This is a genomic window from Pseudomonas sp. CGJS7 (assembly GCF_036961695.1).
The window spans coordinates 15,305-36,488 of sequence record NZ_JBAMDI010000097.1; the positions used below are offsets into that span (position 1 = coordinate 15,305).

Below are 21,184 nucleotides of genomic sequence, written 5' to 3' on the forward strand. Positions count from 1 at the left end.
ACACCACCAGTTTCAACGTTTGCGGAATTTTTGTGGGAGCGGGCGTGCCCGCGAAGAGGCCGGTACAGACTAGCGCGGGTCCAGCCAGACCAACGATGCAAAACGCCCACCCTGCGGGGTACGGCGATAGGAGAAGAACCGCGCATCACTGACCGTGCACAAGCCACCGCCATAAACAGCAGTCACGCCACGGGCAGCCAGGCGAATACGCGCCAGCTCATAGATATCCGCCAACAGCTTGCCTGGCCGTTCGCCGTCGACGAATGCCCGAGCTGCTTGCGGGTGCACGGCGGTAAAGGCATCACGCACTTCCAGCCCCACTTCGAACGCTTGCGGGCCGATGGCAGGCCCCAACCACACCAGCACCTCTTCTGGCGGCAGCGCCAGCCGGTCCAGCGTGGCTTCCAGCACGCCACCCGCCAGCCCGCGCCAGCCCGCATGCGCCGCCGCCACGCGGGTGCCGGCACGGTCGCAGAACAGCGCAGGCAGGCAATCGGCGGTCATCACGGTGCAGGCAATACCAGGCTGGCGGGTCCAGCTGGCATCGGCCTCGGCCACCACGGTCGGGTCGGCATCCGCCACCACCCGCCCATGCACCTGCTTGAGCCAGGCCGGTTGGATGGTGAACTGTTCGCTCAGGCGGCGGCGGTTCTCGGCGACCGCGGCAGGGTCATCCCCAACATGGTCGCCGAGGTTGAAGGTTTCATAGGGCGGCAGGCTGACGCCGCCCTGACGGGTGGTGACACAGGCGCGGACCGAAGCCGGGGCCGGCCAGTCGGGGAACAGCAACGCCTGCGTCAGGTCACTCATCCGATGAAGCTCTCGCGGTCCTGGTTCAGCAGCGACAGCAACCAGACGAAGTCATCCGGCAGTGGCGATTCCCACTTCATGACTTCACCGGTAATCGGGTGGGCCAAGGCGAGGAAACGCGCATGCAGCGCCTGGCGCGGGAAAGTCTTGACCGCCTCGACCATGGTCGGGCTGGCAGCGGGCGGAATACGGAAGCGCCCGCCGTACGTCTGGTCACCAACCAGTGGGAAACCCACGTGGGCCATGTGCACGCGAATCTGGTGGGTACGGCCGGTTTCCAGCTTGACCCGCACATGGGTGTGCGAGCGGAAGCGCTTGAGTACGCGGTAGTGGCTGACCGCCGGCTTGCCGCCGTCAGTTACAGCCATGCGCTGGCGCATGCCGCCGTGGCGGCCGATGGGCGCGTCGATCTTGCCACCGGCAGTCACCACGCCAATCACGATGCACTCGTAGATGCGGCTGACCTTGCGGGCCTGCATCTGCTCGACCAGCTTGGTCTGCGCCTGCAGGGTCTTGGCCACCACCATCAGGCCGGTGGTGTCCTTGTCCAGACGGTGCACGATACCGGCGCGCGGCACGTTGACGATGTCTGGCACATGGTGCAGCAGCGCGTTGAGCAGGGTGCCGCTGGCATGCCCGGCCGCCGGGTGCACAACCAGCCCGGCAGGCTTGTTGATCACCAGGATGTGGTCGTCTTCGTAGACGATATCCAGTTCGATATCTTCTGCGATCCACTCGCCCTGGGCCTCTTGTTCGGCCTCCAGGGCAAGCAGAGAGCCACCATGAACAAGGTCTCGAGGGCGCACGACTGCACCATCGACCGTCAGGCGGCCCTCTTTGATCCACGAAGTTAGCCGCGAACGCGAGTACTCGGCGAACAATTGGGCGGCGACCTGGTCGAGGCGTTGGCCGCCCAGTTCGGACGGTACCTCTGCGCTAAGTTGAATGATCTCGGACATGCTCGATTCGGCGGGCGCACAGCCTTTGGTTTCGGCTGCGAGCTTGTGGTTAAATACGGCTTCTTTTGTCCCGGGGTTGGCCGGGGCGCTCATCATAACAGGACGGCACCGCCCAAGACAGCGGCCGTCAAAGGGACGCAAGCCGCCATGCGAGTGAAACACCTGCTGCTGATCGCCATCCTCGGGCTTACCGCGGCCTGTTCCTCTAATAAAGAGGTCATTGACGAGAACCTCAGCGAGGCCGAACTGTACCAGCAGGCCCAGGCTGATCTGGATAACTCCAGCTACACCAGCGCCGTGAACAAGCTCAAGGCCCTGGAGTCGCGCTACCCGTTCGGCCGCTATGCCGATCAGGCGCAGCTCGAGCTGATCTACGCCAACTACAAGAATTCCGAGCCCGAGGCCGCCAAGTCGGCCGCCGAGCGCTTCATCCGCCTGCACCCGCAGCACCCGAACGTCGATTACGCCTACTACCTCAAGGGCCTGACCTCGTTCGACCAGGACCGTGGCCTGCTGGCGCGCTTCCTGCCGCTGGACATGACCAAACGTGACCCGGGCGCCGCCCGCGACTCGTACAACGAGTTCGCCCAGCTGACCAGCCGCTTCCCCAACAGCCGCTACGCGCCAGACGCCAAGCAGCGCATGATCTACCTGCGCAACCTGCTGGCTTCGTACGAAATCCACGTGGCCGACTACTACCTGAGCCGCCAGGCTTATGTAGCGGCTGCCAACCGTGGCCGCTACGTGGTCGAAAACTTCCAGGAAACCCCGTCTGTCGGTGACGGCCTGGCGGTGATGGTCGAGTCGTACCAGAAGCTGCACCTGGACGAACTGGCCGCCACGAGCCTGGAAACCCTCAAGCTCAACTACCCAGACCACCCGAGCCTGGTCGATGGCGAGTTCCAGCCCAAGCAGACCGAGTCTGACGGCCGCGGCTGGCTGTCCAAGGCCACCTTGGGCCTGATCGAAACCGAAACCCCGCTGCCGCCAGGCGAAACCCGCGCCAACCAGGACGTGGTCAAGCAGTTCCAGGACGCGCGCGACGAGATGCCGCGAGAGCTGCTGCCTAAAGACGAGAACGGCGACCCAATCGTGCCGGAAGGCCCGAAAGAAGCCGAGAAAGACCGTTCCTGGTTCAGCTACATGACCTTTGGTCTGTTCGACTGACCTTCAGCGGTGAATGAAAGGGAGGCCTTGGGCCTCCCTTTTTTATTGGCCGCGTCCTAGACTGTCGGCTTCTTCAATCGACAAGCTGGACATCATGGTTCGCCTACTTTTCTGGATCGCCCTGATCGCCGCCGCGTTCTGGCTGTGGCGCAAGTACAAAGTCAGCCAGCAGTCGCACCCCGAAGCGAAGCTGGATGCGCCGCTGAAGATGGTGCGCTGTGCCCATTGCGGCGTGCACCTGCCCAACGACCGGGCGCTGCAGCAGGGCAATGAGTGGTATTGCAGCCAGGCCCACCTGCAGCAGGGCCCTGGCCACCAAGGCTGAACACGATGTCTGTTCAATCCTGAAACCAATTCGAAATCTGTGGGAGCGGGCTTGCCCGCGAAGCAGGCACCACGGTGTATGGCACCGGCTTCGCCGGTGTTCGCGGGCACGCCCGCTCCCACAGTTTTTATCTGCAATTTCGTGTTCCACATATCCCTCCCCGACCCTTTCACACCATTTACGACCCCTCCCCCACCACCAGCATTGACCCATCCGGCCAAAATTCGCTAAATCCTATTTATCCGCATAAATATGAAAAATAGCGAAATGCTCAAACCCAAACGCAAGCGCCAGAAGCTGTCCGATGTGATCGTCGAATCAGTCAAGCGCTCGATCGTCACCGAAGCGCTGCACCCTGGCGACCGCCTGCCCACCGAGCGGGAGCTGATGGAGCATTTCGAATGTTCCAAGGGCACCGCCCGCGAAGCCCTCAAGGCGCTCGAAGTAGAAGGCCTGGTCAGCACCCGCACCGGCCCGACCGGGGGCGCCTACCTGAACGAAGTGGGCACCGAGCCAGCCAGCCGCGCACTGCGCAACTACCTGCACTTTCAGCACCTGGACGGCGAACAGGTGTACCAGCTGCGCAAAGTCATCGAGGTAGAACTGGCGGTGTCGGTGATGGGCAAGCTGAGCGAAGCCGATTACGCCGCACTGCAGGCCAACATCGACTTCTGCAGCGCGCCGGAAGACAGCGAAGAAGGCCAGCGCGAACAGCGCCTGGCGGAGCTTGAATTCCACACCCTGCTGGCCAACCGCTGCCCCAACCCGTTGCTGCGTTTCATGGCGGTGTTCCTCAACGACCTGCTGCGCGACCTGGTGGTGCTGAAAAAGGCCTACCTGCCCAAGCGCCAGCAGTTCGCCGCCGCCAACATCGACTACCACAAGCAACTGCTGACCGCCTTGCGCGCCAGCGACGAACCCGCCGTACGCCGGCTGATGCACGAACACATGTGCGACGCCGAGCACCACATGACCGCGCTGGAAGGCGAGGTTGCCCGTAACTTCCTGCTGGAGTTCGATCACCACCACTGATGCGCCTGTAAAGAGGCCTGCACACAGGCCCGGCCGTACCCGCTTTGTCATTGCCACTCCTGCCTAATAACCACAAACAAGGAGTTACTCATGCAAAGACGTACCCTGCTCAAGGCAGGCCTTGCCCTGGGTGCCTTAGGTAGCCTCCCCTTGGGGGCACACCGGGCATTCGCCGACCAACCGCTGACCTTCTATGGGCTCAAGTCCATGTCGGGCGCCTTCGCCAGCTACGGCAAGTACGCCGACATGGGCTCGCGCCTGGCCATCGCCGAGCACCCACAGTTGCTCGGCCACCCGCTCAAGTACAAAGTCATCGACACCGAAGGCAACGCCGGCAAGGCAGTGCGCAAGGTGCAGGAAGCCATCGGCCAGGATGGCGCACGCTTCTTCCAGGGGTGCACCCTGTCGTCTTCGGCACTGGCGGTGTCCAAGGAAATCCACAAAGCCGGCGGCGTGTTCATGACGCCTGTGGGCGCCGACGAAATCACCGGCAAGGACTGCAATGCCTCAACCTTCCGCTGGTCGGTGCCCACCTATGGTGCCATCCGCGAAACACTGGTGCCGATGAGCCGCCAGCTGCCCCAGGCCAAGCGCTGGTACACCATCACCCCGCAATATGTATTCGGCGATGCCCTGCTGGACAACGCCCGCAAAGTGTTCGCCGAGCTCGGCGTGGAACACATCGGCAACAGCTACCACTCGCTGCAGGAGCAGGAGTTCTCCGGCTACCTGACCAACGCCATCGCCGCCAAGCCCGACGTGCTGGTGTTGCTCAACTTCGGTAGCCAGGCCTCCAACGCCCTGCGCCAGGCGGTCAACTTCGGCATCAAGGACCGCATGAAAGTGCTGATGGTGTGGTCTGCCGGCCTCGACCAGTTCCAGGAGCTGGGCAGCGACGTGCTCGAGGGCGTGTACCTGGGTGCGCAGTACTGGCACCAGGTCGACACCCCGCTGAACAAACAGTTGGTCGCCGCCACCCGCAAGGCCTATGGCATCAACCCCAACTATCCGCTGGCCGCCGACTACATCGGCACCAAGGTGATGCTCGAAGCCATCGTCAAGGCCGGCAGCCTGGACGGGGCCGCCGTGTCTGCGGCATTGCAGGGCATGCGCTTCCAGGGCCCGACCGGCGAAGAACTGATCCGCCCGGGTGACCACCAGGTGCTCAAGGACTACTACCTGCTGCGCGGCAAGCCCCAGGGGCAGATGCGCGACGAGGACGACCTGGCCGAAGTCATCAGTTCGGGCCGCTCGTTCGTCGAGGTCGATCACACCGGTTGCGCCCTGGCCTGAAGCTGCGGCGTTAGTCACAAACACTTGTACAGGCAGCCGCCCGGCGCGCTGTCGAGGGCACGCTCATGCTCGATTTGTACCTGTTCCAACTGCTCAACGGCCTGGGCCTGGGGATGATCTACTTCCTCATCGCCGTAGGCCTAACGATCATTTTCGGCCTGCTGAACTTCGTCAACTTCGCCCACGGCGCGTTTTTCTTGCTGGGCGCCTACCTGTGCTACACCGCCGTGGCCGTCACCGGCAACTTCTGGCTGGCGCTGCTGATTGCGCCACTGGTGGTGGCCGCGCTGGCCTGGGCGGTCGAGCGCCTGTTGATCAAACGCATCTACCACCTGCCGCACACCTTCCAGATCCTCGTCACCCTCGGCATCGCGCTGATAATCCAGGAAGCGTCGGTGCTGATCTGGGGCCCGGTGGGCAAGAACATTGCCGTGCCACCCGAACTGCGTGGGGTGCTGATACTCGGCGACTTCATCTACCCCTACTACCGCTTGTTCCTGATCGGCTTCGCAGCGCTGATCGGTACTGGCCTGTGGCTGCTGCTGGAACGCACCCGTTTCGGCGCACTGGTGCGGGCCGGTAGCGAAAGCACCGAAACCGTGTCGCTGTTGGGCACCAACATTTTCCGCCTGTTCTCCCTGACATTCGCCCTGGGCGTGGGCCTGGCGGGTGTGGCGGGTGTGCTGTTTGCGCCGCTACGGGGCGCCCAGCCCTTCGTCGGCCCGGAAATCCTCGGCATTGCCTTCGTGGTGGTGGTGATTGGCGGCATGGGGTCGTTCGGCGGGGCGCTGGTTGGCGGCCTGCTGGTGGGTGTGGTGCAAAGCATGATGACCAGTCTCTGGCCGCAAGGCGCCAGCCTGATGATCTACGGCGCCATGGCAGCAGTGATTCTGGTCCGTCCCTACGGCCTGTTCGGGAGAGCCTGAGATGAGCGAGAAAAACCCATTGCCAGTCGCCAAGGGCCGCGCCCCGGCGCTGCTGTCGCTGGTAGTTGCCAGCCTGGTGGCGCTGCCGCTGTTGCTGCCCTCGGCCACCCTGGCCACCGAGATCCTGATCTTTGCCATGGCCGCACTGGCCTGCAACCTGCTGCTCGGCTACACCGGACTGCTGTCGTTCGGCCAAGGCATCTTCTTTGGCGTGGGCGCCTATGGCGCAGCGCTGCTGATGATCCACCTGCAGTGGGGCATGTTCGCCGCGCTGCTTGGCGCAGCTGTGTTCGGCGCCCTCCTCGCGCTGCTGGTGGGCGCACTGGCGATCCGTCGCACGGGCATCTACTTCGTCATGCTGACCCTGGCTTTCAGCCAGATGGCCTACTTCCTGGCCTATACCCTCAGCGGCTGGACCGGCGGTGACAACGGCCTGCTTGATGTGCCACGGCCGAATATCGAAGTCGCCGGCCATGTGCTGGTCGACCTGGCCGATCCGCGGCACTTCTATGTGTTCGTCGCGGTGCTGTTCCTGTTGATCTTCGCCGCAGCCCTGCGGGTGATCCGTTCGCCATTCGGCAGCACCCTGCTGGCTATCCGCGAGAACGAGACCCGCGCCGCCGCCATCGGCTACGACACCCGCCATTTCAAGATACTTGTGTTCATGCTGTCGGGCGCCATCACCGGCATCGCCGGGGCGCTGTACGCCATGCTGCTGCACTTTGCGCCGCTGTCGAACATCGACCTGATGATGAGCGAGAACATCCTGATCATGACCATCGTCGGCGGCACCGGCTCACTGTTCGGCTCGCTGCTGGGGGCCGGCGCCATCGTGCTGCTGGGTGACGTGCTGTCGGAGCTTTGGCCACGCTGGCTGATGCTGCTGGGGGTGATCCTGATTCTGGTGGTGGTGTTCATGCGTGGCGGCCTGTGGGGCGGCCTGACCGAACTGGGCAAGCGCCTGCTGGCCACCCGCAATGCCGATGACAAACCCCAGGCCAAGACCAAGGAGACCCTGTGATGAGCGACTACCTCCTGGAAACCCGCCACCTGGAGCTGGCCTACGGGCCGTTCAAGGCGGTCGCGGGTGTTGACCTCAAAGTGCGAGCCGGCACCATCCACACCATCATCGGCCCCAACGGCGCCGGCAAGACCAGCCTGTTCCACTGCCTGACCGGCGAGCGTCAGGCCACGGCCGGCAAGATCCTGTTCAATGGCCAGGACATCATTCGCAAGCCGTCCCACGGGCGCGTGGCGCTTGGCATGGCGCGCTCGTTTCAGCTCACCAGCCTGTTCCAGAACCTTTCAGTGCGCGAGAACCTGCGCCTGGCCGCCCAGGGCCGTGATGGCCTGGGCGCGCTGAACTTCTGGCGCAGCGTCGAGCACAAGCGCAGCCACTGGAACACCGCCGACCAGGTGCTGGAGCGCCTGAAACTGAGCGCCCGTGCCGAAACCCTGGCGGGCGAGCTGTCGCACGGCCAGCAAAGGGTGCTGGAAGTGGGCATGTCGATCTGCGCCAAGCCCACCCTGCTGATGCTCGACGAACCCACTTCGGGCATGGGCATCGACGACATCCCGGTGATGACCGACCTGATCAGCGATCTTGGCCGCGACCATACCGTGCTACTGATCGAGCACAACATGAGCATTGTCATGTCGATCAGCCAGCGCATCACGGTGATGAGTCACGGCCAGATCCTGGTCGAGGGTACCCCTGAACAGGTGCGCAACGACGAGCGCGTACGCACCGCCTACCTTGGAGAGGCCGCCTGATGCTCAACGTCGATTCGATCCATTCCTACTACGACAAGAGCCATGTGCTCGAAGGTGTCTCGCTCAAGGTCGAGGCAGGCGAACTGGTAACGCTGCTGGGGCGCAACGGTGCAGGCAAGACCACCACCTTGCGCAGCATCCTTGGCATCGTCCGCCCACGGCAGGGGCAGATCAGCTTCAACGGCCAGCAACTGGTTGGCCGCGAAATTTTCGATATCGCCCGGCTCGGCATTGCTCTGGTGCCGGAACACCGCGGCATTTTCCGCCAGCTCAGCGTGGAGGAGAACCTGAAGATTGCCGTGCGCAAGGCCAGCCGGTGGCAGCTGGAGGACGTGTACAGCATGTTCCCGCGCCTGAAGGAGCGGCGCCGCAACGGTGGTTTCGCCCTGTCCGGTGGCGAGCAGCAAATGTTGGCTATCGCCCGCGCCCTGCTCAACGGCCCCAGGCTGCTGATCCTCGACGAGCCCACCGAAGGCCTGGCCCCGGTGATTGTCGACGAACTGGTGAAGATCCTGCGACGGATCAAGGACGAAGGGCTGTCGATCCTGCTGGTAGAGCAGAACCTGATGGTCTGCGATGCCCTTGCTGATCGCCACTATGTGCTGGAGCAGGGCCGCGTCGCTTACCAAGGCAGTGCAGCGCAGTTCCGCGAGGACCCGAGCATCAAGAACCGGTACCTGGCCCTTAGCGCCTGACCCGACCGTGCTTACCTGTACCGGCCCTTTCGCGGGTAAACCCGCGCCCACAAAGGTGTCACCACCCTCAGCCCTGCGAGGCCTTTGTAGGAGCGGGTTCACCCGCGAATAGGCCGGTACAAGCAACCCAGTAATTTCAGGAGAGATGAACCATGAACACCCGCATCGATCCCTCGCAGCACCTGCTCGGCCAAGGCCCTCTGATCAGCCGCGAGCGCCTGTGGCAATCATTGATGGACCTGGCCCAACTCGGCGCCACCGCCAAGGGTGGCGTATGCCGCCTGGCCCTGACCGACCTCGACCGCCAGGCGCGCGACCTGTTCGTGCGCTGGTGCGAAGAAGCCGGCTGCACCGTCAGCATCGACGCCATCGGCAACATCTTCGCCCGCCGCCCCGGCCGCAACCCTGCCCTGGCACCGGTTATGACCGGCAGCCACATCGACACCCAACCCACCGGCGGCAAGTTCGATGGCTGCTACGGCGTCATGGCCGGCCTCGAAGTGATGCGCACGCTCAACGACCTGCACCTGACCACCGAAGCCCCGCTGGAAGTGGTGGTATGGACCAACGAAGAAGGTTCGCGCTTCCCGCCCTGCATGATGGGCTCGGGCGTGTTTGCCGGTAAGTTCGGCCTGCAGGAAACCCTGGACAAGGTCGATGACCAAGGTCTGTCGGTCGGCGCTGAATTGCAGCGCATCGGCTACGCCGGCCCGCGCGTGCCTACCGGGCATGCCGTGGGCGCCTACTTCGAAGCACATATCGAGCAAGGCCCGGTGCTGGAAGACCAACGCACCACCATCGGCGTGGTCCAGGGCTGCCTGGGACAGAAATGGTTCGACCTGGTACTGACCGGTGTCGAGGCGCATGCCGGCCCCACGCCCATGCACCTGCGCAAGGACGCATTGGTCGGCGCAGCCGAAGTGGTGGCTGCGGTCAACCGCGTCGCTCACGCGCACCAACCACATGCCTGCGGCACGGTCGGCTGCCTGACCCTGCATCCAGGTTCGCGCAACGTTATCCCCGGCCAGGTACACATGACCATCGACCTGCGCCACCTCGACCCTGGGCACCTCGACGCCATGGTCAGCGAAGTGCGCGCAGCCATCGAAACCAGCACGGTGAAACATGGCCTGAGCTATCAGCTGACCCCGACAGCCGACTTCCCGCCGCTGTACTTCGCCGAGCAGTGTGTGGATGCCGTGCGCCAGGGGGCGCGTGCGCTGGGCCTGAGCCACATGGATATCGTCAGCGGCGCCGGTCACGATGCAATCTTCCTCGCCGAGCTGGGCCCGGCCGGGATGATCTTCGTGCCATGCGAAGGCGGCATCAGCCACAACGAAATCGAAAATGCCGCGCCCCAGGACCTGGCCGATGGTTGCGACGTCCTGTTGCGCGCCATGTTCCAGGCCGCCAACCCGGGAGCCCGTTGAAATGACCCAGAAAACCGCGATTGGCGAACTCACCGCCGTCGAACTGCTCGAACTGTACCAGCGCCGCCAGTTGTCACCCGTCGAGGTGGTCGAGGATGTGCTGGCGCGCATCGACCTGCATAACCCGGCGGTCAACGCCTTCTGCCATGTCGACGGCGAAGGCGCCCGCGCCGCCGCCCGCGCCAGCGAACAGCGCTGGCAGCGCGGCGAGCCCTGTGGCCGACTGGATGGCGTACCCGCCTCTATCAAGGACCTGACCCTGACCCGCGGCATGCCCACCCGCAAAGGCTCGCGTACAACCTCGGGTACCGGCCCGTGGGAAATCGATGCGCCCTTCAGCGCCTTCATGCGTGAAGCCGGTGCTGTGCTGGTGGGCAAGACCACCACGCCGGAGTTCGGCTGGAAAGGCGTGACCGACAACCCGCTGTACGGCATTACCCGCAACCCTTGGGATACCAGGCTGACTGCCGGTGGTTCGTCTGGTGGTGCTGCGGCAGCCGCCGCGCTGAACCTGGGGGTGCTGCATCAGGGCAGCGATGCCGGTGGTTCGATTCGCATCCCTTGCGCCTTCACCGGCACCTTCGGCATCAAACCGACCTTCGGCTATGTGCCGCAATGGCCGGCCAGCGCCATGACCGTGCTGTCGCACCTGGGGCCGATGACGCGTACCGTGGACGATTCGGTGCTGATGCTTGACTGCGTAGCGCGCCCCGATGCCCGCGACGGTTTGGCCGGCGCACCCCGGCAGGCGCCGTGGCTCAGCCAGCAGCAAGATCTGAGCGGCCTACGCATCGCCTACAGCGCCAACTTCGGTTACGTGCAGGTCGACCCACAGATCCAGGCACTGGTGGCGCAAGCGGTGCAGCGCCTGGCGCGGCTGGGTGCGCAGGTAGAGGAAGTGGACCCGGGCTTCAGCGACCCGCTGGAAACCTTCAACACCCTGTGGTTTGCCGGTGCGGCGCGGTTGGCCAGTGCCTTGAGCGATGAGCAGAAAGCGTTGCTTGACCCGGGGCTGCGCTGGATTGCCGAACAAGGTGCACAGATCAGCCTCGGCGAATACACCCAGGCGCTTGAGGCACGGGCAGAATTGATTGCGAAGATGAATGCCTTTCATCAGCGATATGACGTGCTGGTATCGCCGATGCTGCCGTTGGTGGCGTTCGAGGCCGGACACAACGTGCCGCCTGGGTCGGGGATGGCGCAATGGATGGAGTGGACGCCGTTCAGCTATCCGTTCAACCTGACCCAACAGCCGGCGGCCTCGGTACCCTGCGGGTTCACCCGCGAGGGGTTGCCGGTGGGCCTGCAGGTGGTGGCCGGGCGCTTTGCTGATGAGCAAGTGCTGCGGGTGTGCAAGGTGTATGAGCAGCATTATCCGAGCCGGCACCTGCAAGCACCGATTACTGGCTGAAATCTGTGTTGGTTTCTGAGGCCCTTTCGCGGGTAAACCCGCTCTCGTAGGAGCGGGTTTACCCGCGAAGAGGTCCTCAGCCCAAACGCCCTTCTGGCGCATACGGCGCCGGGTCGATAATCGGCTCGGCCCCTGTCAGCAAATCGGTAAACAGCTGGCACGAAGCCGGCGCCAGCACCAGCCCATTGCGATAATGCCCGCAGTTCAGCCACAACCCTTCATGCCCTGGCACAGGCCCAATATAAGGGATGCCTTCTGGCGACCCCGGCCGCAGTCCCGCCCAGTGCGCCACCACTGTCGCGCCTTCAAGCTCTGGCAACAACTCCACCGCCGATGCTTTCAGGCTTTCCAGCGCATCCCCGGTCGGGGTCTTGTCATACCCGGCGTGTTCCAGCGTGCTCCCTACCAGAATGTGCCCGTCACGTCGCGGGATTGCATAGCGCCCCTTGGCCAGCACCATGCTCGGCAAGAAGTCTTCAGCGCACTTGAACAGGATCATCTGGCCCTTCACGGGCTCCACCGGCAGTTCAAGGCCAAGGGTACGCAACAGGTCACCACTCCAGGCGCCTGCGCTGAGCACAACCTCATCCGCCGCCAGTACCCCATCTGCCGTCTGTACACCGGTCACGCGCCCCTTTTCCTGCACGAAGCCGGTGATCTGGCAGTGTTCGCGCAAGCTCACGTTCGGCAGCGCCAGCAACGCTGCTTTCAGCGACTTGACCAAGCGTGGGTTGCGCACATTGGCCACGCCAGCCATGTAGATGGCGTGCTTGAAGCCCGGGCCCAGCACCGGCACCGCATCGTAGGCCGCCGAAATATCCACGGCACTCAGCGGCCGCTGCTCGCGCGCGGCCCAGGCCAACGCTTCGGCCTCGTCGTCCAGGTCGAGCCAGTACAGCCCGGTGGTGTGAACTTCCGGGTCGACGCCGGTGCTGGCGAACAGACGCTCGCCCAGCTGGGGATAAAAGTCCTGCGACCAATGCGCCAGAGCGGTCACGGCGGGGCTGTAGCGCCACGGGTACAACGGCGAGACAATGCCTCCGCCAGCCCAGGACGACTCTCGGCCAACCTCGCCCTGATCGCACACCACCACCTGGCCGACCTTGGCTGCCAGGTTGAATGCCGTCAGCAGGCCGATCACCCCGCCGCCAACCACCACTACTTGCTTGCTCATCTGTCGATCCAACACCTGAAGTAAAACCGCGATGCACCGGGCATCATTGAACCTTCAACTTCCCCAACAGTGCGTGCTGTGCTCAACGGCGCCCGGATTGTGCTGCACGCCAGCCTGGTCGAGCTGGAAATCGCCACAGCCATCCTGTGCCATCAGCCCATGCGGTAGCCGCCGGGCGCGCAGCGTGAAGGTGTCACTGTCGCGCTGGGCCTGAAGGCTGTAGTAGCGGGTACCTTCGGGCAAGACCAGGTCGCCCTCGGCGTATTGGCCAGTGCGCACGCGGTGGCGCTCCAGGCGCAGGGCGGCATCATGCAGCAGGCCAACCACTTCGCTGCGCGCGGCTCGCCGAAGCTGGTCGCTGTAACTGGGGTAGGCAATGGCTGCCAGAATGCCGGTCACGGCCAGCACAATCAACAACTCGATCAGGCTCAAGCCTTGCTGCATGTCAGTCTCCTCGCAATCTTTGCCGCCAGGTGATGCGTTGGGTTTGATTGCCGGCCACGGCGTAGACCGCTTCCAGCACATGCCGTGAGCGGCTTTGCTTGCTGACGGCGGTAATCCGGAACAGGCTAACCGGCTGCCCTTCGGGCATGTGCGCGGCACGTTCGCTGACACCCAGGTTCTGCAGCTGGAAAAAGCCGGTCTGGGTACCTTGCCACTGCCCAACCAGATCGTGCGGCCTGGGCGGTGGCAGGCACGCGTTACAAACGTCAGGGGGCGCCCGTTCAAGTTCGCGTACCCCGGCCAGCAAAGTGGCCTCAGCCTCTTCCAGCGCCATCAGGCCATCGCTCAGGTAGCCGGTCATTCGCGTTACCACCAGCGCGTCGCGCAGGGCAGATGTGGCAAGCAGGCCCAGCAGGACGCTGAGCACCAACGCCAACAACAGGACAACACCCCGCTGTCGGTTCATGAATCCGGCACCGGGTTGCGCAATGCCACGCTCAGCGCATGGTGCTGCTCAAGCTGCAAGGTCGGCTCATACAATGTCAGCTGAAGATCGATCCGCTCTCCAGCCACCTGAACCACACGCAGTTCGCGCACGTAATCGACCAAGGGCTGATTGCGGCCGCGCCGCTCGAAGTAAAGCGTACTTCCAACGTGAACATAGCGATGCCGGCTGAAAGGCAAAGCCATAAGGTTGTCAGTCCCTTGCGCGCGCTCCTTGTGTACCTCCACCGTGTCGATACAGTTTGTCAGCAAGGTCCAGTCGGGGTCGCCGGCATATCCTGGTAACTCAGCGACAACCAGGCTCAAACTTGACGGGCCGTTCGCCAAGGGCCGGGCAAAGGCCTGCTCCGCGCCTGGGATCAGAAAGTCGTCTGGGCCCAGGCGCAGGCAACCGAACATCCCGGCCATGCGGATATCCTGCGCCATGCGCAGCAACGCAAGCCGCGCAGAATCCTGCATGCGCACTGCCGTACTTTGCAGGCGCCAAGTCTGGTGCGCAGAGACAAAAAGCTGACTGGCCGCCGCCAGCAGCATCAATCCGATCGCCAGCGCCACCACCATCTCAAGCAACCCAAACCCTGTATGGCAGCGCCTCATCGCCGCCTGCGCTCATGTTCGCTGTGCAGCGCCATCGCCGCCTGTCCATCCCGGCGCGCGCTGTCCGCAGCCTGCAATGCCTGCAATTGCATCGCAGCCGTTGCGAACAGACCTGCGGCCACGATCACGATCGCCAACAACACTTCCAGAAGCGTCATGCCCCCTTGCCTTGCGTGCATCCCTGCACCTCCTGCGACTTTTCCCGTCATTGCTTTCAACTTGGGCGACTGGACCTCTTGTCCAGCCGCCAGGAAGCTATAGCCAAGCACGTCCAGGGAGGAATGCACGGTGAAGCAACGCGGCGTAACACTGATACAAATGTTGTCGGCCTTGGCCGTGGCGGTCTTGCTGACCCAACTGGGCATGCCGGCCTACGCCCGAATGAGCGATGACCTGCACCGGGCGGCGGCTGCCCGTGATCTGGCGCAGGCGCTGCGCAGTGCACGCAGCCATGCGCTGTTGCAGGGTCAGCCGGTGCTGGTGCTGGCGCTGGACGGTAATTGGGGGAATGGGTGGCGGGTAGTGCTGGAGCATAACCGGCAGGTGCTGCGCGAACAGCGCCTTTCAAAGCCGCTGAAAATAACCAGCAATCGCGGTGAGCAGTTCAAATTCAGTGCGCTGGGCGTGCCCATGACGTCGGGCAACAGCTGGTTGGGCGCAAAACTGGAAATGTGCGAACGCGCCGCTGCTCGCAGCCGATATCAGGTGGTGCTGGCATCAAGCGGCAGAGTCAGGTTGCTTACGGAGGACCTGAGCAATGACCGCTGCTAGCGCGGTCATTGCAGGAGCGGTCTTGTGTCGCGCAAGGGCTGCAAAGCAGCCCCTGCATTGGCGGCGGTGCTGCCCGTCAGATCAGCGAGCGAACCCGCAGCTCTTTGGGCATTGAAAAGGTGATGTTCTCTTCGCGCCCGTCCAGCTCTTCAGCGCCAGTGGCGCCCCAGGCCTTGAGCTGTTTTATCACGCCACGCACCAGCACTTCGGGCGCAGAAGCACCGGCGGTGATGCCGATGCGCGCGGCCTGGTCAAACCAGCCGCGTTGCAGGTCCTCGGCACCGTCGATCAGGTAGGCCGGGGTGCCCATGCGCTCAGCCAGCTCACGCAAACGGTTGGAGTTGGAACTGTTCGGGCTGCCGACCACCAGCACCACGTCGCTCTCGCCGGCCAGTTGCTTGACGGCATCCTGGCGGTTCTGGGTGGCGTAGCAGATGTCGTCCTTGCGCGGGCCGCCGATGTTCGGGAAGCGCGCACGCAGCGCATCGATGACGCGGCTGGTGTCGTCCATCGACAGTGTTGTCTGGGTGACGAAAGCCAGGTGGTCCGGGTCGCGCACCTGCAGGTTGGCCACATCTTCCTCGTCTTCGACAAGGTAGATGGCGCCGCCGTTGCTGGCATCGTACTGGCCCATGGTGCCTTCGACTTCCGGGTGCCCTTCGTGGCCGATGAGAATGCACTCACGGCCGTCGCGGCTGTACTTGGCGACTTCGATGTGAACCTTGGTCACCAGCGGGCAAGTGGCATCGAACACTTTCAGGCCACGGCCAGCAGCTTCCTGGCGCACCGCCTGGGAAACACCGTGGGCACTGAAGATGACGATGACATCGTCCGGCACCTGGTCCAGCTCTTCGACAAAGATGGCGCCGCGGTTACGCAAGTCTTCCACCACGAACTTGTTGTGCACCACTTCGTGACGCACATAGATCGGCGGGCCGAAGACTTCCAGCGCGCGGTTGACGATCTCGATCGCCCGGTCGACCCCGGCGCAGAAGCCGCGAGGGTTGGCGAGTTTGATTTGCATGCTCGGCTCCAGGCTTACAGGGCCTTCACCTCGAGGATCTCCACCTCGAAGGTCAGGGTCTTGCCAGCCAGTGGGTGATTGAAGTCGATGGTGACCTGGTCGTCATCGAACGCTTTGACCACACCCGGCAGCTCGGTGTTGGCGGCGTCGTTGAAGATGATCAGCAGCCCTTCGGACAACTCCATGCCTTCGAAGTTGGACCTTGGCATGACCTGCACGTTCTGCGGGTTAGGCTGGCCGAAGGCGTTCTCCGGGGCCACTGCCACGGTGCGCTTGTCACCGGCCTTGAAGCCGAACAGGGCGTTTTCAAAGCCCGGCAGCAGGTTGCCATCACCCACTTTGAAAGTAGCCGGGGCCTTATCGAACGTGCTGTCGACGGTGTCGCCGTTTTCCAGGTGCAGCGCGAAGTGCAGGGTGACTTCGGTGTTCTGGCCGATACGGGTGTCAGTCATGGACCGGATCCTCGGACTTCTTGCTCTTGAACATATCCAGCGCCAGCATCACCGCACCAACGGTGATGGCGCTGTCGGCCACGTTGAAGGCCGGGAAGTAATGGCGGTTCTGCCAGTGCACCAGGATGAAGTCGACTACATGGCCCAGCACGATGCGGTCGTACAGGTTGCCAATCGCCCCACCCAGCACCAGCGCCAGCGCCACGGCCAGCCAGGTCTCGTTGCGCCCCAGGCGCTTGAGCCAGACGACCAGTACCGCGCTGACCACCACGGCGATCAGGGCGAACAACCAGCGCTGCCAACCCGCTCCGTCAGCCAGGAAGCTGAACGCGGCACCGGTGTTGTAGGCCAGGGTCCAGCTGAAGTAGTCAGGAATGACCACGATCTGCTGGTACATGGTCAGGGCGTTGTTGAAGTACAGCTTGGTGGCCTGGTCGATGACCAGGACCAGCAAGCTCAGCCACAGCCATGCAAGGCGCCCGAAGCGCCCCGCTGCAGGGTTAGGCATAGTGGCGCACCTCACCCGAGCCGGTCAGGTTGTCGACGCAACGGCCGCAGATTTCCGGGTGCTCCGGATGGCTGCCGACGTCGGCGCGGAAGTGCCAGCAACGGCCGCACTTGGTGTGGCCGGACTTGACCACTTGCAGCTTGAGGCCTTCGACTTCGGTGGCTACCGCTTCGGCCGGCGCCTGTGCGAACGGCACCACGCTGGCGGCCGAGGTGATCAGCACGAAGCGCAACTCGTCGCCCAGCTTGCCCAGGTCGGCACTCAGGCCTTCGTCGGCGTACAGGGTCACTTCGGCTTGCAGGTTGCCGCCGATGACCTTGGCAGTGCGCTGGTTTTCCAGCTCCTTGTTGACCGATGCCTTCACTGCCATCACGCGGTCCCAGTAGGCGCGGTCCAACTCGGTGCCTTCCGGCAGCTCGCTCAGGCCTTGGTACCAGCCGTTGAGCATTACCGACTCGTTGCGCTCGCCCGGCAGGTACTGCCAGATTTCGTCGGCGGTGAATGCCAGGATCGGCGCGATCCAGCGCACCAGCGCCTCGCTGATGTGGTACAGCGCAGTCTGGCAGGAACGGCGGGCGACACTGTTGGCGCCGGTGGTGTACTGGCGGTCCTTGATGATGTCGAGGTAGAAGCCGCCCAGCTCCTGTACGCAGAAGTTGTGCACCTTGGAGTAGACGTTCCAGAAACGGTACTCGCTGTAGTGCTCTTCCAGTTCGCGTTGCAGCAGCAGGGTACGGTCCACGGCCCAGCGGTCCAGCGCCAGCATGTCTTCCGGGGCCAGCAGGTCGCGGGCCGGGTCGAAGCCGGACAGGTTGGACAGCAGGAAGCGGGCGGTATTGCGGATACGCCGATAGGCGTCGGCACTGCGCTGCAGGATCTGCTCGGAAACGGCCATTTCACCGGAATAGTCGGTGGCCGAAACCCACAGGCGCAGGATATCGGCACCCAGGGTGTTGTTGACCTTCTCCGGCTCGATGGTGTTGCCCAGCGACTTGGACATCTTGCGGCCGTTCTCGTCCACGGTGAAACCGTGGGTCAACAGCTCGCGGTATGGCGCATGGTTATCGATGGCGCAACCGGTCAGCAAGGACGAGTGGAACCAGCCGCGGTGCTGGTCGGAACCTTCCAGGTACAGGTCAGCGCGCGGGCCGGTGGCGTGGCCGATGTCGTGCGAGCCACGCAGTACGTGCCAGTGAGTGGTGCCCGAGTCGAACCACACGTCGAGGGTGTCGGCGATCTTGTCGTACTGGTCGGCTTCAGCGCCCAGCAGTTCAGCGGCGTCCAGCTTGAACCAGGCCTCGATGCCTTGCTGCTCGACACGCTTGGCCACTTCTTCCATCAGTTCGACAGTGCGCGGATGCAGCTCGCCGGTCTGCTTGTGCAGGAAGAACGGGATCGGCACACCCCAGTTGCGCTGACGCGAGATGCACCAGTCCGGGCGGTTGGCGATCATCGCGTGCAGGCGCGCCTGGCCCCAGGCCGGGACGAACTTGGTGTCTTCGATGGCTTTCAGCGCACGCTCACGCAGCGGCTCGCCGGTGCTCGGCTGCTTGTCCATGCCCACGAACCACTGCGCGGTGGCGCGGTAGATCAGCGGGGTCTTGTGGCGCCAGCAGTGCATATAGCTGTGGCTGATGGTTTCGGTGTGCATCAGCGCACCGACTTCGCTCAGCTTCTCGACGATGGCCGGGTTGGCCTTCCAGATGAACTGGCCGCCGAAGAATGGCAGCGAGTCGACATACACGCCGTTGCTCTGCACCGGGGTAAGGATGTCGTCGTTGACCATGCCGTAGCGCTTGCAGGTGACGAAGTCGTCTTCACCGTAGGCTGGCGAGGAATGCACCACGCCGGTACCGGCGCCCAGCTCGACGTAGTCGGCCAGGTAGATTGGCGACAGGCGATCGTAGAACGGATGGCGGAAGTTGATCAGCTCCAGCGCCGAACCTTGGGCGGTGGCAACGACCGAACCTTCCAGGTTGTAGCGCTTCAGGCACGACTCGACCAGCTCTTCAGCCAGCACCAGCAGGCGTTCGCCGGTGTCGACCAGGGCGTACTTGAATTCCGGGTGGATATTCAGGGCCTGGTTGGCCGGGATGGTCCACGGGGTGGTGGTCCAGATCACGATGGCGGCCGGCTTGGCCAGCGAGGCCAGGCCGAAGGCGGCGGCCAGCTTGGCTTCATCGGCAACCGGGAAGGCCACGTCGATGGTCTGCGACTTCTTGTCGGCGTACTCGACTTCCGCTTCAGCCAGCGCCGAACCGCAATCAAAGCACCAGTTCACCGGCTTCAGGCCCTTGAACACGAAGCCTTGCTTGACCATCTCGGCCAGGGCGCGGATTTCACCGGCCTCGTTGGCGAAGTTCATGGTCTTGTATGGGTTGTCCCAGTCACCCAGCACGCCCAGGCGGATGAACTCGGTCTTCTGCCCTTCGATCTGCTCGGCAGCGTACTCGCGGCACAGCTCGCGGGTACGGTCGGCGGAAAGGTGCTTGCCGTGGGTAACCTCGACCTTGTGCTCGATCGGCAGGCCGTGGCAGTCCCAACCTGGCACGTACGGCGCATCGAAGCCGGCCAGCGTCTTGGAACGGACGATCATGTCCTTGAGGATCTTGTTCAGCGCATGACCGATGTGAATCTTGCCGTTGGCATAGGGCGGGCCGTCGTGCAGGACGAACTTGGGACGATCCTTGCCAATTTCGCGCAGCTTCTGGTACAGGCCAATGCTGTCCCAGCGCTGCAGGATCTGCGGTTCGCGCTGAGGCAGGCCGGCCTTCATGGGGAAGGCGGTGTCCGGAAGGTTAAGCGTGGCTTTGTAGTCGGTCATTTCAGGCTCTTCGTTAGCGGTTGAGCGTGCCAATGTGCACGTGCGGCGGCGATATCCGCATCGATCGCCGACTTCAGCGCCTCCAGGGAGGCGAATCGCTGCTCTTCACGCAGCTTGTGGTGGAACTCCACCGTCAGGCGCCGGCCGTAAAGATCGCCGGCAAAGTCCAGAAGATGAATCTCCAGGTGCGGGCGCCCATCACCGGCAACGGTGGGGCGCACGCCGATATTGCCGACACCCGGCCAAGCTTTGCCGTCGATCACGATGCTGGCCAGGTATACCCCGGACAGCGGCACGCGGCGGCGCTTGAGCTGGATGTTGGCGGTTGGTGTGCCGAGCTGGCGGGCCAGCTTCTGGCCGTGCAGCACGCGGCCTGTAATGCGGTACGGGCGGCCCAGCAGGTGTTCGGCCAGTTCGAAGTCGCCCTCGGACAAGGCCTTGCGCACTTCGGTGCTGCTGACCCGCAGGCCATCCTGGATGACCGTGTTGGCGGCCTCGACGGTAAAGCCGTACGCGTTGCCGGCCTCGACCAGGAAAGCGAAGTCGCCAGCGCGGTCGCAGCCGAAGCGGAAGTCATCGCCCACTTCGAGATGACGCACGCCCAGGCCGTCGACCAGGATGGCCTTGACGAAGGCATCGGCACTGAGCTTGCTCAGACGCTGGTTGAACGCCAGGCACAGCACCCGGTCGATGCCTTCGGTCGCCAGCAGCTCGATCTTGTCGCGCAGCCGGGCCAGACGTGCCGGCGCGGTATCGGGTGCGAAGTACTCGCGTGGTTGCGGTTCGAAGATCACCACGCAGGTCGGCAGGCCCAAGGCCTGACCGCGCTCGCGCAGGCGCGCCAGGATTGCCTGGTGGCCGCGGTGAACCCCGTCGAAGTTGCCAATGGTGGCGACACAGCCCCGGTGCTCGGGGCGCAGGTTGTGAAGACCTCGAACCAGCTGCATAACGCGCTTCTTGCTCATAAAGTGGCCGATTATAACCACACCCGGGCGCTGGTGACAGGCAGCAGCGCCCAAGGGCGGCGTGGAATGCGAAAAACCGACGCCTGACCCGCCAAAAGCC

General features: G+C 63.8%; 23 protein-coding genes. 11 read left to right on the forward strand and 12 right to left on the reverse strand.

Features of this window, described 5'->3' with window-relative positions; translation table 11 throughout:
- Positions 1-69 precede the first annotated feature (69 nt).
- Entirely contained in the window at positions 70-810 is a 741-nt protein-coding gene (pgeF, locus tag V7787_RS38105) for a peptidoglycan editing factor PgeF (RefSeq protein WP_010951886.1), read from the reverse strand.
- Positions 807-1,769: a 23S rRNA pseudouridine(1911/1915/1917) synthase RluD gene (gene rluD, locus V7787_RS38110; RefSeq protein ID WP_003247554.1), complete on the reverse strand. Its 963-nt coding sequence runs from the start codon at positions 1,767-1,769 to the stop codon at positions 807-809. Before rluD ends, pgeF begins: the two co-directional genes overlap by 4 nt.
- Before the next feature lie 147 nt (positions 1,770-1,916).
- Here rluD and V7787_RS38115 point away from each other — a divergent pair, with 147 nt between their 5' ends.
- The 10 genes from V7787_RS38115 to V7787_RS38160 all read left to right on the forward strand — a co-directional run bounded on the left by V7787_RS38115 (position 1,917) and on the right by V7787_RS38160 (position 11,821).
- Positions 1,917-2,936 carry an outer membrane protein assembly factor BamD gene (locus tag V7787_RS38115; protein WP_003247556.1) on the forward strand — a complete coding sequence of 340 codons (1,020 nt, stop codon included), beginning with the start codon at positions 1,917-1,919 and terminating at the stop codon, positions 2,934-2,936.
- A gap of 94 nt (positions 2,937-3,030) precedes the next feature.
- Positions 3,031-3,261 carry a PP0621 family protein gene (locus tag V7787_RS38120; protein ID WP_014589594.1) on the forward strand — a complete coding sequence of 77 codons (231 nt, stop codon included), beginning with the start codon at positions 3,031-3,033 and terminating at the stop codon, positions 3,259-3,261.
- Positions 3,262-3,528: 267 nt separating this feature from the next.
- Positions 3,529-4,293: a FadR/GntR family transcriptional regulator gene (locus V7787_RS38125; RefSeq protein WP_020192253.1), complete on the forward strand. Its 765-nt coding sequence runs from the start codon at positions 3,529-3,531 to the stop codon at positions 4,291-4,293.
- 90 nt (positions 4,294-4,383) lie between these two features.
- Complete coding sequence (locus tag V7787_RS38130) at positions 4,384-5,586, forward strand: ABC transporter substrate-binding protein (protein WP_003247562.1); 1,203 nt, start codon at positions 4,384-4,386, stop codon at positions 5,584-5,586.
- Positions 5,587-5,651: 65 nt separating this feature from the next.
- Positions 5,652-6,512 carry a branched-chain amino acid ABC transporter permease gene (locus V7787_RS38135; RefSeq protein ID WP_266023721.1) on the forward strand — a complete coding sequence of 287 codons (861 nt, stop codon included), beginning with the start codon at positions 5,652-5,654 and terminating at the stop codon, positions 6,510-6,512.
- Position 6,513: 1 nt separating this feature from the next.
- On the forward strand, positions 6,514-7,533 hold the full coding sequence (locus tag V7787_RS38140; RefSeq protein WP_198747350.1) for a branched-chain amino acid ABC transporter permease: 1,020 nt from the start codon (positions 6,514-6,516) through the stop codon (positions 7,531-7,533).
- The gene (locus tag V7787_RS38145) at positions 7,533-8,285 is read left to right on the forward strand and encodes an ABC transporter ATP-binding protein (protein ID WP_010951882.1); all 753 of its coding nucleotides are present in this window, start codon (positions 7,533-7,535) and stop codon (positions 8,283-8,285) included. Before V7787_RS38140 ends, V7787_RS38145 begins: the two co-directional genes overlap by 1 nt.
- Positions 8,285-8,980, forward strand: a complete 696-nt coding sequence (locus V7787_RS38150; RefSeq protein WP_020192256.1) for an ABC transporter ATP-binding protein — start codon at positions 8,285-8,287, stop codon at positions 8,978-8,980. Before V7787_RS38145 ends, V7787_RS38150 begins: the two co-directional genes overlap by 1 nt.
- A gap of 152 nt (positions 8,981-9,132) precedes the next feature.
- Complete coding sequence (locus V7787_RS38155; RefSeq protein ID WP_336092774.1) at positions 9,133-10,410, forward strand: Zn-dependent hydrolase; 1,278 nt, start codon at positions 9,133-9,135, stop codon at positions 10,408-10,410.
- Position 10,411: 1 nt separating this feature from the next.
- Positions 10,412-11,821 (forward strand): amidase, encoded by a 1,410-nt coding sequence (locus V7787_RS38160; protein ID WP_064491423.1) that lies wholly within the window; start codon positions 10,412-10,414, stop codon positions 11,819-11,821.
- 76 nt (positions 11,822-11,897) lie between these two features.
- Here V7787_RS38160 and thiO read toward each other — a convergent pair whose 3' ends face one another.
- Genes thiO through V7787_RS38185 form a run of 5 tightly spaced genes read right to left on the reverse strand, consistent with a single transcriptional unit; the run spans position 11,898 to position 14,719 of the window.
- Complete coding sequence (gene thiO, locus V7787_RS38165) at positions 11,898-12,995, reverse strand: glycine oxidase ThiO (protein WP_020192259.1); 1,098 nt, start codon at positions 12,993-12,995, stop codon at positions 11,898-11,900.
- A 54-nt stretch (positions 12,996-13,049) separates the two neighbouring features.
- Positions 13,050-13,439 (reverse strand): type IV pilin protein, encoded by a 390-nt coding sequence (locus V7787_RS38170; protein ID WP_010951877.1) that lies wholly within the window; start codon positions 13,437-13,439, stop codon positions 13,050-13,052.
- Between the two features lies 1 nt (position 13,440).
- On the reverse strand, positions 13,441-13,905 hold the full coding sequence (locus V7787_RS38175) for a hypothetical protein (protein WP_064491424.1): 465 nt from the start codon (positions 13,903-13,905) through the stop codon (positions 13,441-13,443).
- A complete protein-coding gene (locus tag V7787_RS38180) occupies positions 13,902-14,540 on the reverse strand; it encodes a PilW family protein (protein WP_336092775.1) in 639 nt (212 codons plus the stop codon). Before V7787_RS38180 ends, V7787_RS38175 begins: the two co-directional genes overlap by 4 nt.
- On the reverse strand, positions 14,537-14,719 hold the full coding sequence (locus V7787_RS38185; RefSeq protein WP_003247582.1) for a type IV pilus modification PilV family protein: 183 nt from the start codon (positions 14,717-14,719) through the stop codon (positions 14,537-14,539). Before V7787_RS38185 ends, V7787_RS38180 begins: the two co-directional genes overlap by 4 nt.
- Positions 14,720-14,828: 109 nt before the next feature.
- Here V7787_RS38185 and V7787_RS38190 point away from each other — a divergent pair, with 109 nt between their 5' ends.
- Complete coding sequence (locus V7787_RS38190; protein ID WP_010951873.1) at positions 14,829-15,311, forward strand: GspH/FimT family pseudopilin; 483 nt, start codon at positions 14,829-14,831, stop codon at positions 15,309-15,311.
- 76 nt (positions 15,312-15,387) lie between these two features.
- Here V7787_RS38190 and ispH read toward each other — a convergent pair whose 3' ends face one another.
- Genes ispH through ribF form a run of 5 tightly spaced genes read right to left on the reverse strand, consistent with a single transcriptional unit; the run spans position 15,388 to position 21,066 of the window.
- Entirely contained in the window at positions 15,388-16,335 is a 948-nt protein-coding gene (gene ispH / locus V7787_RS38195) for a 4-hydroxy-3-methylbut-2-enyl diphosphate reductase (protein WP_336092776.1), read from the reverse strand.
- 14 nt (positions 16,336-16,349) lie between these two features.
- Positions 16,350-16,787: an FKBP-type peptidyl-prolyl cis-trans isomerase gene (gene fkpB, locus V7787_RS38200; RefSeq protein ID WP_010951871.1), complete on the reverse strand. Its 438-nt coding sequence runs from the start codon at positions 16,785-16,787 to the stop codon at positions 16,350-16,352.
- Positions 16,780-17,295 carry a signal peptidase II gene (gene lspA, locus V7787_RS38205; RefSeq protein ID WP_003247609.1) on the reverse strand — a complete coding sequence of 172 codons (516 nt, stop codon included), beginning with the start codon at positions 17,293-17,295 and terminating at the stop codon, positions 16,780-16,782. Before lspA ends, fkpB begins: the two co-directional genes overlap by 8 nt.
- Positions 17,288-20,119 carry an isoleucine--tRNA ligase gene (ileS, locus tag V7787_RS38210; protein ID WP_129933647.1) on the reverse strand — a complete coding sequence of 944 codons (2,832 nt, stop codon included), beginning with the start codon at positions 20,117-20,119 and terminating at the stop codon, positions 17,288-17,290. Before ileS ends, lspA begins: the two co-directional genes overlap by 8 nt.
- Positions 20,116-21,066 carry a bifunctional riboflavin kinase/FAD synthetase gene (gene ribF / locus V7787_RS38215; protein WP_010951868.1) on the reverse strand — a complete coding sequence of 317 codons (951 nt, stop codon included), beginning with the start codon at positions 21,064-21,066 and terminating at the stop codon, positions 20,116-20,118. The genes ileS and ribF overlap by 4 nt, the downstream gene beginning before the upstream one ends.
- Positions 21,067-21,184 lie beyond the last annotated feature (118 nt).

What these genes read in the sequence shown, in the direction of transcription:
- V7787_RS38170 (WP_010951877.1), bottom strand. Translation starts at nt 13,439, where the DNA reads ATGCAGCAAGGCTTGAGCCTGATCGAGTTGTTGATTGTGCTGGCCGTG.
- V7787_RS38120 (WP_014589594.1), top strand. Translation starts at nt 3,031, where the DNA reads ATGGTTCGCCTACTTTTCTGGATCGCCCTGATCGCCGCCGCGTTCTGG.
- V7787_RS38150 (WP_020192256.1), top strand. Translation starts at nt 8,285, where the DNA reads ATGCTCAACGTCGATTCGATCCATTCCTACTACGACAAGAGCCATGTG.
- V7787_RS38145 (WP_010951882.1), top strand. Translation starts at nt 7,533, where the DNA reads ATGAGCGACTACCTCCTGGAAACCCGCCACCTGGAGCTGGCCTACGGG.
- V7787_RS38135 (WP_266023721.1), top strand. Translation starts at nt 5,652, where the DNA reads ATGCTCGATTTGTACCTGTTCCAACTGCTCAACGGCCTGGGCCTGGGG.
- V7787_RS38175 (WP_064491424.1), bottom strand. Translation starts at nt 13,905, where the DNA reads ATGAACCGACAGCGGGGTGTTGTCCTGTTGTTGGCGTTGGTGCTCAGC.
- pgeF (WP_010951886.1), bottom strand. Translation starts at nt 810, where the DNA reads ATGAGTGACCTGACGCAGGCGTTGCTGTTCCCCGACTGGCCGGCCCCG.
- V7787_RS38185 (WP_003247582.1), bottom strand. Translation starts at nt 14,719, where the DNA reads ATGCACGCAAGGCAAGGGGGCATGACGCTTCTGGAAGTGTTGTTGGCG.
- V7787_RS38130 (WP_003247562.1), top strand. Translation starts at nt 4,384, where the DNA reads ATGCAAAGACGTACCCTGCTCAAGGCAGGCCTTGCCCTGGGTGCCTTA.
- V7787_RS38160 (WP_064491423.1), top strand. Translation starts at nt 10,412, where the DNA reads ATGACCCAGAAAACCGCGATTGGCGAACTCACCGCCGTCGAACTGCTC.
- ispH (WP_336092776.1), bottom strand. Translation starts at nt 16,335, where the DNA reads ATGCAAATCAAACTCGCCAACCCTCGCGGCTTCTGCGCCGGGGTCGAC.
- ileS (WP_129933647.1), bottom strand. Translation starts at nt 20,119, where the DNA reads ATGACCGACTACAAAGCCACGCTTAACCTTCCGGACACCGCCTTCCCC.
- V7787_RS38155 (WP_336092774.1), top strand. Translation starts at nt 9,133, where the DNA reads ATGAACACCCGCATCGATCCCTCGCAGCACCTGCTCGGCCAAGGCCCT.
- rluD (WP_003247554.1), bottom strand. Translation starts at nt 1,769, where the DNA reads ATGTCCGAGATCATTCAACTTAGCGCAGAGGTACCGTCCGAACTGGGC.
- ribF (WP_010951868.1), bottom strand. Translation starts at nt 21,066, where the DNA reads ATGCAGCTGGTTCGAGGTCTTCACAACCTGCGCCCCGAGCACCGGGGC.
- V7787_RS38140 (WP_198747350.1), top strand. Translation starts at nt 6,514, where the DNA reads ATGAGCGAGAAAAACCCATTGCCAGTCGCCAAGGGCCGCGCCCCGGCG.
- lspA (WP_003247609.1), bottom strand. Translation starts at nt 17,295, where the DNA reads ATGCCTAACCCTGCAGCGGGGCGCTTCGGGCGCCTTGCATGGCTGTGG.
- V7787_RS38115 (WP_003247556.1), top strand. Translation starts at nt 1,917, where the DNA reads ATGCGAGTGAAACACCTGCTGCTGATCGCCATCCTCGGGCTTACCGCG.
- V7787_RS38125 (WP_020192253.1), top strand. Translation starts at nt 3,529, where the DNA reads ATGCTCAAACCCAAACGCAAGCGCCAGAAGCTGTCCGATGTGATCGTC.
- thiO (WP_020192259.1), bottom strand. Translation starts at nt 12,995, where the DNA reads ATGAGCAAGCAAGTAGTGGTGGTTGGCGGCGGGGTGATCGGCCTGCTG.
- fkpB (WP_010951871.1), bottom strand. Translation starts at nt 16,787, where the DNA reads ATGACTGACACCCGTATCGGCCAGAACACCGAAGTCACCCTGCACTTC.
- V7787_RS38180 (WP_336092775.1), bottom strand. Translation starts at nt 14,540, where the DNA reads ATGAGGCGCTGCCATACAGGGTTTGGGTTGCTTGAGATGGTGGTGGCG.